Origin of the sequence: Pseudomonas sp. 6D_7.1_Bac1, from assembly GCF_025465945.1 — a bacterium.
Classification (GTDB): domain Bacteria; phylum Pseudomonadota; class Gammaproteobacteria; order Pseudomonadales; family Pseudomonadaceae; genus Aquipseudomonas.
In genome coordinates this window covers 26,591-41,722 of sequence record NZ_JANLNW010000080.1, presented here as the reverse complement: position 1 = coordinate 41,722, position 15,132 = coordinate 26,591, and the positions used below count along the sequence as shown (strand labels likewise).

Annotated in this window: 13 protein-coding genes and 1 pseudogene; 5 read left to right on the top strand and 9 right to left on the bottom strand. The window is 53.1% G+C overall.

The features are described from left to right. Positions 1-185 precede the first annotated feature (185 nt). A complete protein-coding gene (locus NTD87_RS24880; RefSeq protein ID WP_262116838.1) occupies positions 186-479 on the top strand; it encodes a fructose-bisphosphate aldolase in 294 nt (97 codons plus the stop codon). A 170-nt stretch (positions 480-649) separates the two neighbouring features. Here NTD87_RS24880 and NTD87_RS24875 read toward each other — a convergent pair whose 3' ends face one another. From NTD87_RS24875 to NTD87_RS24850, 7 genes and pseudogenes are all read right to left on the bottom strand, one after another. Continuing rightward, positions 650-886, bottom strand: a complete 237-nt coding sequence (locus NTD87_RS24875; RefSeq protein WP_262116837.1) for a hypothetical protein — start codon at positions 884-886, stop codon at positions 650-652. 177 nt (positions 887-1,063) lie between these two features. Beyond that, positions 1,064-1,450: a DUF4279 domain-containing protein gene (locus NTD87_RS24870; RefSeq protein WP_262116836.1), complete on the bottom strand. Its 387-nt coding sequence runs from the start codon at positions 1,448-1,450 to the stop codon at positions 1,064-1,066. Positions 1,451-1,458: 8 nt separating this feature from the next. Next, positions 1,459-1,638: a polymorphic toxin type 33 domain-containing protein gene (locus NTD87_RS28185; protein WP_410017525.1), complete on the bottom strand. Its 180-nt coding sequence runs from the start codon at positions 1,636-1,638 to the stop codon at positions 1,459-1,461. Positions 1,639-1,948: 310 nt separating this feature from the next. Next, positions 1,949-2,215, bottom strand: coding sequence for a hypothetical protein (locus NTD87_RS24865; RefSeq protein ID WP_262116835.1), 267 nt, complete (start codon positions 2,213-2,215; stop codon positions 1,949-1,951). 8 nt (positions 2,216-2,223) lie between these two features. Continuing rightward, the gene (locus NTD87_RS24860) at positions 2,224-4,974 is read right to left on the bottom strand and encodes an RHS repeat-associated core domain-containing protein (protein ID WP_262116834.1); all 2,751 of its coding nucleotides are present in this window, start codon (positions 4,972-4,974) and stop codon (positions 2,224-2,226) included. 17 nt (positions 4,975-4,991) lie between these two features. Further along, positions 4,992-6,479 (bottom strand): DUF6531 domain-containing protein, encoded by a 1,488-nt coding sequence (locus tag NTD87_RS24855; RefSeq protein WP_262116833.1) that lies wholly within the window; start codon positions 6,477-6,479, stop codon positions 4,992-4,994. A gap of 149 nt (positions 6,480-6,628) precedes the next feature. Continuing rightward, positions 6,629-6,835: pseudogene (locus tag NTD87_RS24850) on the bottom strand (XRE family transcriptional regulator); the annotation flags it as partial. Between the two features lie 198 nt (positions 6,836-7,033). Here NTD87_RS24850 and NTD87_RS24845 point away from each other — a divergent pair. Then, a complete protein-coding gene (locus NTD87_RS24845; RefSeq protein ID WP_262116832.1) occupies positions 7,034-7,942 on the top strand; it encodes an alpha/beta fold hydrolase in 909 nt (302 codons plus the stop codon). Between the two features lie 161 nt (positions 7,943-8,103). Here NTD87_RS24845 and NTD87_RS28180 read toward each other — a convergent pair whose 3' ends face one another. Continuing rightward, on the bottom strand, positions 8,104-8,754 hold the full coding sequence (locus NTD87_RS28180; RefSeq protein WP_410017524.1) for a methyl-accepting chemotaxis protein: 651 nt from the start codon (positions 8,752-8,754) through the stop codon (positions 8,104-8,106). A gap of 2,042 nt (positions 8,755-10,796) precedes the next feature. Here NTD87_RS28180 and NTD87_RS24835 point away from each other — a divergent pair. After that, positions 10,797-11,705 (top strand): alpha/beta fold hydrolase, encoded by a 909-nt coding sequence (locus NTD87_RS24835; protein ID WP_262116830.1) that lies wholly within the window; start codon positions 10,797-10,799, stop codon positions 11,703-11,705. Positions 11,706-12,038: 333 nt separating this feature from the next. Here NTD87_RS24835 and NTD87_RS24830 read toward each other — a convergent pair whose 3' ends face one another. Next, positions 12,039-12,932: a tetratricopeptide repeat protein gene (locus NTD87_RS24830; protein WP_262116829.1), complete on the bottom strand. Its 894-nt coding sequence runs from the start codon at positions 12,930-12,932 to the stop codon at positions 12,039-12,041. Positions 12,933-13,159: 227 nt separating this feature from the next. Here NTD87_RS24830 and dapF point away from each other — a divergent pair, with 227 nt between their 5' ends. Together dapF and NTD87_RS24820 are read left to right on the top strand one after the other, a co-directional pair. After that, on the top strand, positions 13,160-13,978 hold the full coding sequence (dapF, locus tag NTD87_RS24825; protein WP_262116828.1) for a diaminopimelate epimerase: 819 nt from the start codon (positions 13,160-13,162) through the stop codon (positions 13,976-13,978). A 163-nt stretch (positions 13,979-14,141) separates the two neighbouring features. Further along, positions 14,142-14,768: a hypothetical protein gene (locus NTD87_RS24820; protein WP_262116827.1), complete on the top strand. Its 627-nt coding sequence runs from the start codon at positions 14,142-14,144 to the stop codon at positions 14,766-14,768. The last annotated feature ends 364 nt before the right edge of the window (positions 14,769-15,132 follow it).

The following is a 15,132-nucleotide window of genomic DNA, read 5'->3' as shown; positions in this document are numbered from 1 at the left end:
GCAGCGTCCTACCCCCCGGTTGCGGCGCCAGAAGCCGACACCTATATTTGAGTCGTCGCTGACATTGTTGGCGACAGGGTTTCGCAGCCCTAAGAAGAGCACCAACAGCGTCAGGCAAGACACAGCCGATTTCCGTCTGTGAATTGGTTCTGACGGTTGTGATTTATCTTTTTAGGATTAAAACCATGACTACTCAACACCCGCCCCACCGCTTCACCCCAATGTCCCAATTCGCCACCGACCACCCCATCCTGCACATCGACAGCGACGCCCCGCTACGCGAACTCCACAACTGCGTCAGCGAGCGCCTCAACGCCGTCCTCAAATACCTCAACCTCATGGCCTGCACCAGCCTCCCCGATTACGCTGAGAACGACATCAACACCGTCACCAACATCGCCCGGATCATGGTGCAGGATGTTGCGGATGTGTTTAGGGTGATTGAACAGCGTGGGTTTGATATGCCAAAGGGGCAGTGACCCGCATTTAGCCGCAAAAAAACCGCATTACTGCGGTTTTTTTGATCCGGCGGTTGCAGAAACTGAGTGCAACACCGCTATTGAATTAAAGCGATAACAGCATGATGCATTCCCATCACCTCTGTAATCCCTTCAATTGGGCATTTAGACCTTGCCTAGAGTGGCTTCAATTATTCATGACCTTCGCCCGGGGTATAGGTGAAAAAGCCTTCCGTCCAATGATCTTTCCCCAACTGATACCCTTCAATAAAAAAGCCTTCTTTAGTCTCAGCGAACCCAGCTTTAACACTTGCTCTTTCTACCGCTTTTTCAGCCGACTCCTTAGAGCCATAGACACCTATAAATTTAATATCTTCTTGCCCGCCGGGTAACTCATGCGTGTGTGTAACTATATAAACAATATCCATATGGCCATCTCCGTTATTTTTGGGTCACTCGAACGAACGATCACCCCACCTTCTTATTTCTTATGTTCGGAGGTTGTCCTTTGTCGTAGCCACCCTTACCATATTTATTGCCAAAAAAGTCGATCTACAAGGTCTTTTTCAAACTCACCTTTAGACGACCCGCCCCCTTCAGCCTAGTTATATTCTATAAATATCAATATCCAGCGATGCGCCTAAACGCCCAACCCACTCAACGATGGCCTTACTAAAACTAAGCGGCGGAGCACCACTACCATAAATTGCGCATGAAATTTGAACTTCGCACCCCGGAATTTCCGAAAACTTTTTAAAGTCGCTCTCCAGACCACTAACCAGCCCCATAATACTTTTAATATGCACATCTACGCCTAGACTTTTCCCTGCAGTCGAGCTAATTACCCAGCCGCTTTCAGATTCTAGTATCGCAGTGTTACCTCGCCTATCTCCGGCATCCCAAACTCTCTCCCCGCGAATATTTAAAGAGCGGACAATTTGCTCCGACGACAAGCAATTACTCGTAGCAACCAACCTGACATAATTCTCCATAACCACCCCTAAAGTTTATTTATATTGATCCCAGTGGGTTCGCCTGGGCCGCTCCCAGATTTTGGTTTGATTTTTATATTTCCATTTTTATCTTTAAACAAATCGTACCTAGATCCATTTTTCGCCGGCTTTAATTCGTGAGGATCAATTCCCGCCCCTTTAAGCTTATCTATCTCTCCGGGAGACAATGCTTTATCGCTTGGAGATTCTTTATCGTCCGACGACTCATTGAATAGCTTGTCCCCCGAGATATCACTCAGCTCGACGCCCAAATCTACACCAAGGCTACGCGGGACATTACGTCAATAGCGCAGGCGTTGGAATAGATTAGTGGAGGGGCATCAGGACATGTCCACTTTTCTACTCAAAGCCCATATATCCCGCGCCTACACGACTCCAGATTTCAAAGAAGTGAATCACAGCTCCCTCCCCAGTCCACTTTCGCGCACTTTGACTGGAGCGGGGCCGATTTCGAACTGAGCCGAGGTATATTCATTCTCAAGAAAAATTTAGATCGTGATCCTGGAGAGCTTCTGCAAGCTCATCGAACCAATCACATCGTTCTGAAGGGTCGACATCAACAAAAAGCTCTATTGCATTTACGTCCGCCTCAAATATTCTTTCTTTACTTATGGGCAAATAGAAAAACTCCGCGTTTTGCACGGCATACTTTTTACTGGAAAGATCATAGAAACATAAATATCTAATAGCATGAGTTTCATCAACTCTCTTCCATACAAGATGCGAGCTGTAATATTTATTCATATCCCCCCCTACCTAGGTATCCACTTCCCGGAATTTACTCGGGAGTTAGTGTTAGCTCGTGTATTCTTAAACTGGGTAACAGGCCTTCCTTGGTTATCTATGATGACAACCCGATCCCTGTCTACATGCACGGTATGTCCAGTATCAGAATCGTCATAGACCTTGCCATTTTCTATGACTTTATTTTTGTCTCCAACTTGTCGACCCGCATCGCTTTTCGCATCATCTTTTCTACCAGCTGCATGGTCGGCTCGTCCTTCATCTGTGGACTCATTGAAAAGCCTGTCCCCGAGATACCAACCCAGTCCAGCTCCAACGCCTGCACCAATAACACCGCCAACAACAGTCCCCACACCAGGGCATACAAACGTGCCCGCAGCAGCGCCCGCTTCGGCACCCGGGATCAAAAGTGCGCTTTGCCCTGTGGGGTCAACGTACTTAAGTGGATTGCCCTCCACATAGGCGTAGGTGTTGAGGCCGCCACTCAGCCCAATCGGATCACTTTGGACATAGCGCCCCGTTTCCGGATCGTAATCCCGGAAATAGTTATAGTACAGCCCACTCTCAGCATCGTAATACTGGCCAGGAAAACGGAGGTTCAAGGTCAGACTGCCGCTGGCTTCTCCGGCGCCAAAGGCATCGGATTTCCATTGCCATACCGTGTGCTGACTGGCGTTGGTGGCGATGCGCGGTGTGTTGAGATGGTCGCTGTGGATATAAAACGGGGTGCTGCTTGCGAGTGCACCTGTCGCGTCGTAGTTAACGCTTACTCCACCTAATGGCAGGCCATCGAGCCAGACATAGTATTGACTCGTCAGCTTTTTGCCGTCGATGTCGAACAGGGTTTCGCCGAGCAGTTGACCACTGGGCCCGTAAAGGAATGCAGTAACACCTTGTGGGGTGACTTTCTGGGTGCGTTGGCCCAAAGCGTTGTAGCGAAACTCGGCCAGGGTCAGGTCGCCGCTTTTCACGCTACTCAGGCGATTTTGTTCGTCGTAGATCAATTGACGATCAGCGCGGTCCTGGATCAGATTACCCGCCGCATCAGAACTTACCGATTGCCCATCGATTTGGATCAGACGATTGTTGCTGGCGCCATACTGGTACGTCGTGACGGCACTGCCCTGCACCTGACCTTCAATTAGAGGCGTGAGGGTTTTGTCGGTGCGATTGCCCACAGCGTCATAGCTGAAGGTTTGCTGCTGACTGGCATTTGCATCTTCTGTCAGACGATCCAGCGCGTCGTAGCTGTAGTTCAGTTCGCCGAGCAGGCTACTTTGTATTTGGGTGATGTTGCCGTTGGCATCGTAGTCATACAGGTTGCTCCAGCCGACGACGGTTTGCGCGGTCAACCGATAGTCCTGGTCATAGCTACGTTCAAGCGTGGCGCCGTTGGTCCAGGTCAGGCTTTTAAGCGGTCCGAAGGGGAGATAAGCAAGGTTGCTGGCGAAGCCGATCGGCTCATCTGCGCCAACCCGCATGTGCACCTGACTGACCTGCCCGGCGGAGTCGCGCAGGTAGTCGATGCTGAAGCCGGTCGGGTAGTCGATACGGATCAGTCGATTGGCGCCGTCGTACCGATAGCCGAGGTAATCGGACCGAGCGACTTCGTTCGTTGTCAGGAGATGCCGTTGCCCTGTGAGGTTGCCTTGCTCATCGTAGGTGTAACTCAGCACACCATTGCTGTCTTCTACCCCAGTTAATCGGCCGATGCCTTTGTTGCCCTCGGCCATGGCGTCGTAGTGGAACTGGGTATCAAGTTGCGGCTTGGCCGGATAACGGCGAGCGGTCAAACGATTGAGAGCATCGTAAGTGAATAGCGTGACTACGCCGCCGGCATCAGTCTTCTGTGTGATGTTGCCAGCGGCGTCATGCTTGTAGGTGTTGGTGCCGCTGTCGGGGCTGACCAGATGAGTCAGATTACCGAGGCCGTCGTATTGATATCGAGTGTTCACTCCACGCGGGTCGTTGACGTGCGTGAGGTTGTCTTGAGCGTCGTATTCAAAACGAGTGGTGCCGTTTAGCGGGTCAGTGTTCTTCACCAACCGGTCGAGTGGATCATAGGCGCTGCTACTGCTGTCATTGCGAGGATTGGTAGAGGTGGTGGGATTATCGTTCAGGTCGTATTGCAGGCGACGGGTCTGACCAGCAGCACCCACTGAGTGCAGCAATCGGCCCAGTTCGTCATACACCCATCGATGCTGTTTCGTCAGATTACCCGCACTGTCTTTCAGGCGTGTTGCGGTGCGATTACCCATTGGATCAACATCGAATTCGACTCGCTCTTCCAGGCTATTGGTGATACGAGTGAGCCGCCTGGCGTCGTCCCAGGTGTAGGTCAACCAACTTCCATCACCACGAATCAGCTTCGTAATGTCACCGACAGCGTTGTGTTCGAACCGCGTGGAAGCGTTCGCAGTACTGACTGAGGTCAGCCAGCCTTGTGGCGCATAGGTCAGGGTTGTAGAGACGCCATTGGGATCGACAAGGGTTTGTGGATTACCCATAAAGTCGAAATTCGAAAGCTCAGTGATGTGCCCAAGCGGGTTAATGACGCGTATCAGATGCCCCTTTGCGTCGTATTCGTAACGAGTGATGTCATTTACATCAGTTCGCGGTCCATCAGAGAACTCGATCAGGCCTTCAGCGTTGTAGGTAAATGACCAGCCGCGCTCTGGTGCTTGCCAAAAGGGTACGGTAACAAGAGTGCCCCCCAGCGCTAGCGCTAACAACCCAACCCTAAATATAAGTGTGTTCATGATCAGATCCTTCTGAATCAACGTGAGATTACAGTGTTACTAAGTTGTCGTCCCTGAAGGTCATAGGTGTATTGAATCAACCGATCCGGTTCGGTGATGCGCACGGGAGAAAATAAAGTCGGGTGCCATTCGGTGACAATAGTTCTGGAGTCGGGCGTTCCACTGGCTTCTGTGCGGGAAGTTTCCAGGCCACGATCATTGTGGGTATAGGTTGTTACGTTGCCGTTGTTGTCTGTTTTTGTTTCGAGGTGGCCACGGTCGTCATAAGTAAAGGTCGAATTGCTATCAGGGCAGTTAGCGGTGGGTATACCGTCGATAGACTTGATACGCTTGACGCCCTTCACTAACTCAAATGTATATCGGGTCTTTCTGCCCAATTCATTAGTGACCGTTGACGAGCCGTCCGCGTTATAGCTGACTGAGATTTTTTCTGCGCCACCGGAGTGTTCACTTGAAATAGCGCGACCTCGTTCATCGTAAGCCCAAGAGGCATAACGCACCCCACGCTCATCAGTAATTCCAGTCAGGAGCCTGCTGTCTTTGGGGTCTTGATAAACATATTGCTTCTTCTCCGTGCGATCCGGATAAGTCTTGACCATTGAAGTTAATTGTTTATATTCATTGTAATGATAGCGAATTTTAATATTGTCCGCCGTTACGCTGAGTGGTTGCTTTTTTGTGTCCTCAGTGAATTCCACTGTGGCACCAAATGCATCAGTAACGGTTACAAACTTATCGGCGTAGGTAATGTTCAGGGCATTGCCTGACTTTAGAAGCTTGATCAGTCTTCCATCCTCATCAAATTCTAGCAGGCGGTTATTGGGCGATTGATAGCTCCAGCGATTTGACTGGTTAACGAGCTTCCCTGTCTCTGGTGATTTAGGTTCGTAGGACGCCCCTTGTTTTTCAAAAAAAGACCGACTTCCATCGTTATGGATCAGGGCAACCAAATTTTCTTCAACGCTGAGTCTGGATGAATAACTATGAGTCCATAGTCCTTCGACACTCCTATAAAACCTTGAGAACTCAAGAGGATTTGCATTGGAATTTATAGTCAAGACGGAAAAGTCTTTTTCGGCTTGCAGCTTATAACCGGTTACAAAGTTTATTGGATTTCCCGCAATGCTGGAGGGACAGCTGTTATCAATACCTTGATGCTCGCACTGCCCAGATGACTTGTTGAATATTCGATCATCCGTGCAAGCCTTTCCAAGGCGGACAATCGAGACGGTTCCGTAAGAATCATCTATTGGGTCGCGACCAAATATCATATGGCAGTTCCAAGTGCTTTCGTACTCGGTTGCTACCGGTGAGGTGTAGTTCCATGCTTTGTCATTGTCTTGATATAGCCATCTGCAAGCCAATTCGGGAGAGGGTTGCTTTTCTTGAAGGTGGTAAGGAACATCACCCTCGTAAATTTTCCAATAGTACTCTTCCGCTAATGACTCACGATTTGCAATCAGCGTCAAAAATAAAAACAGGGTGCAGTGTCTTGTGATTAACATATAGACCTTCCTTGGTCATTGTTGATGTTGCTGGGTACTCATTACTTTTATAGCAGGCTGAAAGGCTGTCTGTGTCGTTTAGAAATATAATGTCAATGTTAATTTTTTCTGAAATCTGCCGTCCGCTCAACGCCCATAACGGGTAAAAAACGCCCCAAGTATGGCTGTTCATTGGCACGAAACACGTATTGATGTTCCCGAGGCGGCTGGTCGAAGGTGAAGAAGTCCGCCAAAGACATAGAAATGCCTTCAAGCAATTTCTTGAGGGAACCAACGAAAGGACCCACGCGATTCTGTTCGATCAGGGAGAGGGCGGCATCAGTGACGCCGCTACGCCGGGTCAGGATGACGACCATCAATCACAGCCAAACGGTCTAAGCTCATCCGATCGAGACCTTATCGTGCTTCAGAAGACTCGCCATTTTGGTCGTATCGGCTTGCTGCTGGATGGGGCATGTCGATTATGTGCATCTCGTTGCGCGGCTAACTCTCGCCGTCAAGCGACACGCACATTGGCTCGGGGCCCTTCCACGCGCACCTCCGGAGACACCACCATGATCCGCGTCCTGTTGACCGCTTTTATGCTGCTTGCTCTAAGCAACCCGGCACAGGCTCAGGTGACGCCATTTCCTGCCTCCTTTCGTACTCAGGACATCCCTGTAGAAGGCGTCACCCTGCATGTACGCGTCGGCGGCAAGGGGCCGGCCGTGGTGCTTTTGCATGGCTTCGGCGATACCGGCGATATGTGGGCACCACTGGCCGCCGATCTGGCCCGGGATCACACCGTCGTGGTGCCGGACCTACGCGGCATGGGCTTGTCGTCGATCCCGGACAGCGGCTACGACAAGAAGACCCAGGCGGGCGACATCCGTGCGGTGTTGGCAGCCCTGGGTATCGAACACTCGGTGGTCATCGGCCACGACATCGGCACCATGGTCGCCTTCGCCTACGCCACGCGTTATCCGCAGCGTACCGATCGCCTGGTAGTGATGGACGCGCCCGTGCCGGGCATTCCGCCCTGGAACGAGATTGTCCGCTCACCGATGCTTTGGCACTTCGACTTCGGCGGGCCGGATGCGGAATGCTTGGTGGCCGGTCGTGAGCGCATCTACCTGGACCGGTTCTGGAACGAGTTCGCGGGCGATCCCGCCAAAGTGGATGAAGCAACCCGCCAGCATTACGCCAAACTCTATGCCCGTCCCGGCGCTATGCGGGCAGCCTTCGCCCAGTTCCGCAGCATTCGTCAGGATGAAGTGGACAACAAAGCGTCGATGGCGACACGACTGACGATGCCGGTGCTGGCCATTGGGGGTGAAAAATCCTTCGGGGGCAATGAAGCGATTGTGATGCGCAATACAGCGGACAAGGTCACGGAAGTGGTGGTGCCGGGGGCAGGACATTGGCTGATGGAAGAGGCGCCGACGCAGACCATTGCAGCGATTCGCGGCTTCATCGCACAGTGACGGGTCGAGGTCTCGGAAGGCTTTTTTGGAGGGCCCTGGACTCAGGGCCTGCCCTGAGGTTATTTAAGGGGCTAGACATCCGTGGCATCTTTCAGCCGATCCTGTTGAAAAAATCGGATTTACAGTTCGCCTAAACTTTGCCGGACGTACCCAGGACGGACTCAAGCCGCCGCTCCTCGTCGATTGTTATTACTCACCTCAAACTGTCCCACTAACTTTTGCAGTTTGTTGGCATTGAGCCTCACTGTTTCCGCACTGCTTTGCAGCACTACCACGGTCTGGCGCATCTCGGAGGAGGACTGGTCGACCTGCTTGATCGTCTTGCCGTAGTCGAGGCTGCGCTTGTTGAGTTGCTGGATGATCGCGAACATGCTTTCCACGGCTTGATGCAGTTGCACGTTTTCCGAGGATGCTTCTTCGGCCAGACGCAGACTGTTATCGACTTCCTTGACCCCGTCCTCCATGAAGCTGACGGCTTTTTGCGTTTCGTTCTGCAAGCCTTCGACCATTTGCCGAATGTCGTCGGCAGCGCGTGACGTCCGCGAGGCGAGGCTACGTACCTCGTCGGCGACCACCGCAAAACCACGACCATGTTCGCCCGCGCGTGCGGCCTCGATGGCCGCATTGAGTGCCAGCAGATTGGTCTGGTTGGTGATGTCGCTGATCAGGCCGGTGATATTCCCGATCTGCGTCATCCGACTGTCGAGCAGCTGTACGCTCGATGACGATCGCTTGACCACGTCCCGAATCGACTGCGTCCCCTCCTGCACAGCGAGAAATTGCGCGCGCGCGCGCGTGACCACTTCGTCCATCGCCTGCTTCATTTGTTCGGCACTGGCGGATGCCTGCTGGATCTCACCCAATTGATCTTCAACGATGATCATCATGCGGTGCACCGCTTCGGCAACCTCACCTGAAGTGAGACTGGCTTCCTGGCTGCGGCCGAGCATCATTTGATTGGTGGTGCCGACGTTGCGACTGGCCTTCACCACCTGCCCTACAACCGAGTCCAGATGGTCGATAAAACTATTGATCCAGCGCCCCATGTCACCGGTCTCATCGTTGGCCATTCGCGTCGTGTCCAGGCGCTGGCGAAGGTTGCCCTCGCCCTCGGCGATGGTCCTGATCACACCCGTCATCTCGCTCAACCTCACCGCAAGACGCTTGGGCCCCAGCAGGCTGAACAGGACAGTGGCGCACACCATGCTGAGGACCTCGATGGTATCGATCAGGCTCTGTGCCAGACCACTGTAATGCTGGACCGTGAAATTACAGGCAAAGAGGCCCGTCATGGTCGCGAGATAAGGTTTCATCAAGCCGTAACTGAGCGAGCGCCGGCGGTATACCTCCTCCAGATCGGCCTCGCACATCATGCCCCAGCGGTCCGGTGATCCTGGCAACTGGAAGGTGACGCCCTTGCCGACCACTGGAATATGCCGGTAGTCCGAGTAACCGGGATAAGTGACGAACAGGTTGGAGCCCGTGCGGATGGTTTCGCGTACTCCCGGGTGCAACTGCTGGGTCGCCGGGTCGGTAAAGCGCAGTTCAAGTTCTGTGTGTCGCTGGATCTGCACGGTCTTCCAGGCCGTGTGTACGCCACTTTTGAGATTCTCGCCGTGGGTGAACGTACCGTCCTCGAAGCGTGAGCGCGACAACGCGGTTCCCGGCTGGATAGCAAGATCAAAGCGTGACTGGGCCATGAACAGATAGTTGTCTCCCGATTCGGCAAAAATGTGCCCGGCTTCACGCTGGATAAGATCGCCCAGGACATCGTTTGGCACGCGACCGCACAAGCAGCCCAGGATTCTTCCGTCGGCCTTCAGCGGCTGGTAGAACATCAATGTGACTTCATCGTGGAAGCGCGAAGAAGATGGACCGATTTGCAAGGTCAGTGGATCGCTGTAGGGACCATGGAGAAACGGCGCCTTCAATCCTTCTGCCAACGCACGAGAGTGCTCTGGCTGACTTTTACCGCGCCCCTCCCAAGTCGAGACGATGACGGTGCCGCTGGCATCGACGACAAACAACTCCGAAAAGTCTTCAGCCTGGCTGAGTTTATCCACCAGCGTAGTGCTGTCGAGATGGGCGAAATCACGACCGAGATTTTCCGCCAGTTCAGTCAGGTGCTCCCATTGCTCGCGTGTCCAGTTGTGCAGCAACTGCACGCGAGTTTCAGCAATGGCTTCGAACGTTTGTTCTATCACCGGGTAAGCCGACTGATTGAGCCAACAAGCCCGGCGCATCGCGATTTTTCCAGTCTTGCCGAACCACGGTAACCAGTGTTTTTCGCTAGAGGATAGCTGCATCATATAGCTTGATAGCGACATTCACTTCTCCAACCGCGACATTCATGTGCGACTTTGAAAGCAAATACCAAGCCAATTCGCAAGCTTGCTAACAACTGCAAGTATCGACGATGCCCAGGCACAACCTCGATAGGTCTTCAATTGAAGATCTTTCTGGTTACGGCATCTGGTGAATGAGGGCATGAAACATTCATGCTTTAACTCAGTGCGCCAATCGCGACACGCCCTATAAGAGAGCCTGTCAGCGCTATGGCTCTAGATCAAGGTGTCGACCTTGGTTACCGATGCGATTCCTCGTAGCAGGACTGGAGATTGGTGACGCCGCTACGCCGGGTCAGGATGACAACCAGCATTCACAGCCAAACGGTCTAAGCTCATCCGAACGGGACCTTATCGTGCTTCAGAAAACTCGCCATTTTGGTCGTATCGGCTTGCTGCTGGATGGGGCATGTCGATTATGTGCATCTCGTTGCGCGGTCAACGCTCGCCACCAAGTGACATACACATAGGCTCGACCCCCTTCCACGCGCACGTCTGGAGACACCATCATGATCCGTGTCCTGTTGACCGTTTTTATGCTGCTTGCTCTAAGCATCCCGGCACAGGCTCAGGTGACGCCATTTCCTGCCTCCTTTCGTACTCAGGACATCCCTGTAGAAGGCGTCACACTCCATGTACGCGTCGGCGGCAAGGGGCCGGCCGTGGTGCTTTTGCATGGCTTCGGTGACACCGGTGACATGTGGGCACCACTGGCCGCCGATCTGGCCCGGGATCACACCGTCGTGGTGCCGGACCTTCGCGGCATGGGCTTGTCGTCGATCCCGGACAGCGGCTACGACAAGAAGACCCAGGCAGGCGACATCCGTGGGGTGTTGGAAGCCTTGGGTATCGAACACTCGGTGGTCATCGGCCACGACATCGGCACCATGGTCGCTTACGCCTACGCCGCGCGTTATCCGCAGCGTACCGATCGCCTGGTAGTGATGGACGCGCCCGTGCCGGGCATTCCGCCCTGGAACGAGATTGTCCGCTCACCGATGCTTTGGCACTTCGACTTCGGCGGGCCGGATGCCGAACGCCTGGTCGCCGGTCGCGAGCGAATCTACCTGGACCGGTTCTGGAACGAGTTCGCGGGCAATCCCGCCAAGGTGGATGAAGCAACCCGTCAGCATTACGCCACACTCTATGCCCGTCACGGCGCCATGCACGCAGCCTTCGCCCAGTTCCGCAGCATTCGTCAGGATGAGACGGACAACAAAGCCTCGATGGCGACGCGACTGACCATGCCGGTACTGGCCATTGGTGGAGAAAAGTCTTTTGGAAGTAATGAAGCGATCGTGATGCGCAACGCAGCGGACAAGGTCACGGAAGTGGTGGTGCCGGGGGCAGGACATTGGCTGATGGAAGAGGCGCCGACGCAGACTATTCGGGCTGTTCGCGACTTTATTGCGCAGTGATGGGTCAAGGTCTCGGAAGGGATTTTTGGAGGACCCTGCACTCAGGGCCTGCCCTGAGGTTATTTAAGGGGTTAGACGATAGCTGTAAATAAATTCTCCTTTTTTTCCATTTGCAGTGATCGAGCAGCGTGGGTTTGATACGCCCAAGGGGTAGTGACCTGCATTTAGTCGCAAAAAAACCGCATTGCTGCGGTTTTTTGTTGCCTGCTTACATTCTGTTTTTATCCTGCGGGAAGCAGTTAGTCGATTACGACTGACCGCTTCCAAAAGCGGAATCCAGGTCGCGAAACTTCCTACTCGCTGTGGGTTGCACGCACAGGACGCTGGGGCGTGTCACTCTGAGCCTAGGTTGACGATGGCGATCACCTTCCAGGTCTTCTCGCCCTCGTGCAGTATCGGCTCGTCGGGAAACCGGTAGTTGCTCATGGCCTGCAACACCGCTTGGTCGATGGCGCTATCGCCCGAACTTTCCAGCGGCGATATCAGGGGTATAACGGAACCAGGGGCGTATTCCAACTGGAGCTTTACCGGCTTGATAGCCGGGGCTGGCTTGAACTCCTTCGACAATTTTATTTGCGCATCCGTTATCTTTCTACTGAGCCTGTCCCTTACGCTACTGGCCCAGATTTCGTTGTAGCGCTTTTCCTGTTCGGCATTCAGAGCCAGGCCTTTGGCGCGCAGCCGTTGAACGCCCTTCCAGGCGTCATCCCCGATGTACTTGATAGCGTTGAAGTAAAGCGCCAACGCTCCCTCAAGATCCTGAGGGCCACCTTTGCCGTCCTCCATGAGTCCGGCCAACTGTATCTTACTGCGGGTACTCTCGGATTTGGCGGCGGCACGTTGGTAAAACTGCCTGGCCTTCACGTAGTTAGATGGCCCGCCGATGCCTTCTTCCTCCATGCGACCGAGCTGGTAATTGGCCGACACTTCCACGTCGGCCACAGACTGATAGAGGGTCTTGGCCTTCGGTATGTCTTGCGGCACGCCATGGCCATGCTCATACAAATCTCCGAGCACGATCTTGCAAAGGAGGTCACCGTTCTCGCTGCGCTTGCGGATGTATTCGATCTGCTCCCAAGTGATGGGATCCTGATCCCCGTAATACACGCAGCGGAAGTTGGCGAACCGATCGTCCTGAGTGCCGGAGCCGATGCTTTGGCACCCGGAAAGAATCAAGGCAAATCCAAGTAATGACAATAAGCTGAAACGGTGAAATGAGGCATCCATGCAGGCGTACTTCGTCAACGGAGAGTGATGGCACTTTAACATTTATCGTTAGCTTGTACCGCATGAATGGGTGCACCTTGGGATAATTAGCCAAGAGCCAGCTGATGGGCGCATCGTCAAACACACCTGCCTCTCAAGCTTTCACACAGCTTGCATAAACTGTACGGACGGGGCTAGATCGCCTTTAAACGTCAATTCACCATATGTCTCGTCGCGAGGGTCTATCAATGCCGCTGAGCTTTCATAAAATGCACGCCAATGGCGATGACTTCGTTATCGTGGACTCGCGAAACTCGTCAAATCCAATGACAAGTAACATGGCTCGGCGAATGGGTGATCGGAACCGAGGCGTCGGATTCAATCAACTCGCAGTGGTGCTCGATTGCGATGATGCAGATGCGCGCTTGATGTTTTGGAATGCCGATGGCTCCACGCTCGACGCTTGTGGCAGCGCAACTCGGGGTGCCGCGGATATGCTGATGCGCGAATCAAATATTACTTCCATAGCGCTCCGAACCAATCGCGGTTTACTAGCTTGCGAACGAACCTCAACCAGCGCAATTTCTGTCGACATGGGAGAGCCGCTTTTCAGCTGGTCGGACATTCCTCTGGCTCTGGAAATGGACACTGCTGTTTTGCCGCTTGCTGGTGACCCAGCAGCTTGCAGCATGGGAAATCCGCACTGCACCTATTTTGTGGATGACCTAACAGCCGTTGATATAGCGACAATTGGACCGACAATTGAAACCAACCCCCTATTTCCCCTCAGGACGAACGTACATTTCGTCCAGATCATTGACCGAAAGCACATTCGATTGCGCATTTGGGAGCGTTGGGGGGGTATTCCGCTTGGTTCAGGTTCCTGCTCTTGCGGCGCTGCTGTTAACGGAATTCGTCGTGGTTTGTTAGACAACTCCGTTGAGGTTGAATGTGATGGCGGAACTGTAACGGTTCAATGGGATGGCGTGGGGCCTGTCTTTCTCATCGGACCGGTAGAGACGATTTTTTCGGGAGTAATCACGGATAGCCTGTTACAAGTTTTGTAGTTTCTAGAAAACAAAAAGGTGACCGATCTATTTACTCAAATAGATCGGTCACCTTTTTCCCAAGCAGATTTCCGGCCCGCTGATTAACCAAACGCTGGCAGATTTTACGTAGCAACGCAGACTTCAAAACGGCGCATGCGTTTTCACCCAGCCTGGGGCGAAAATGGACGCTCGCATCACCTGTGCTAACGTACAGCGAAATTTTCAGGCTCGTTCGACCGACATGAATACTTCATACCTCGACCCACTGCGTCAGACTATCGGCCAGCTTCCCATCTCCTCACCACCGTCCCCTTGGGAAATCGCCGCTCAGTTTGCCGTGGGAAGCCTTCTGGAAGTTGGTTTCGACCGCGACTCCGAACTGTTACTGGTGACCTCCAGCTCAGGACGTAGCGTTATCGATTGCCTGACAGGTCAGAAGATCGCAAGAGACTATACGGAGGATGTCGAAAGTAATCAGTACCTGGAGGCTGAAGGTATCGGTCCACTGACAGGCAAGACCATCCCCATGGCCGGTATCAATGGAGGCAGCCTGCCTGTGGGTGCTTTCGACGGTTGGGTGATCGAGAACGTTCCCTTGAATTGGCCGTGCCATCATTTACTTCTGGTCGAGCCGGGCTCATGGCTGTATGGCGCCCAATATAAAAAGGCCAGTGCCTTTCACAAACTGGCGATCGAGATCGGACTGAGAGCTTTCGGGTTCTCCTATACTGGCCAAACCTTAATTATCGCTACATCGAGCAGCCTGATCGTTTATAGGCGTAGCACAACACCAAACGCAGCTCTGTGAGTTCAATGTCCGTATGAACAAAGGGGACAGGTTTATTTTTTGGCCAAGATGTGTGCCTAGGAGCGGAGCCCGCCAAGGCAGTAAATAAATCCACACCTTCCTGTTTTTGTATAAAAGGTAGACATCACTGTGGAGAGATTCTCAATTTATAGCGGAGAGGTTTTGGTAGGGCACTCGACACTCGAACAAGGGGATCCACCCATGGGCGTAGTTTTTGGTCAGTTCGAACCAGCCGATGGGTATGCTGTAATCCAGAACGAGTGTTGCACAAACCATCATGATCAGTCCGCACTAAATATTTCTGTTCAGACCGAAGCAGGTATGGTTATTCCATGCGCTGGCGTGAGCATCCTGGATTATTCGA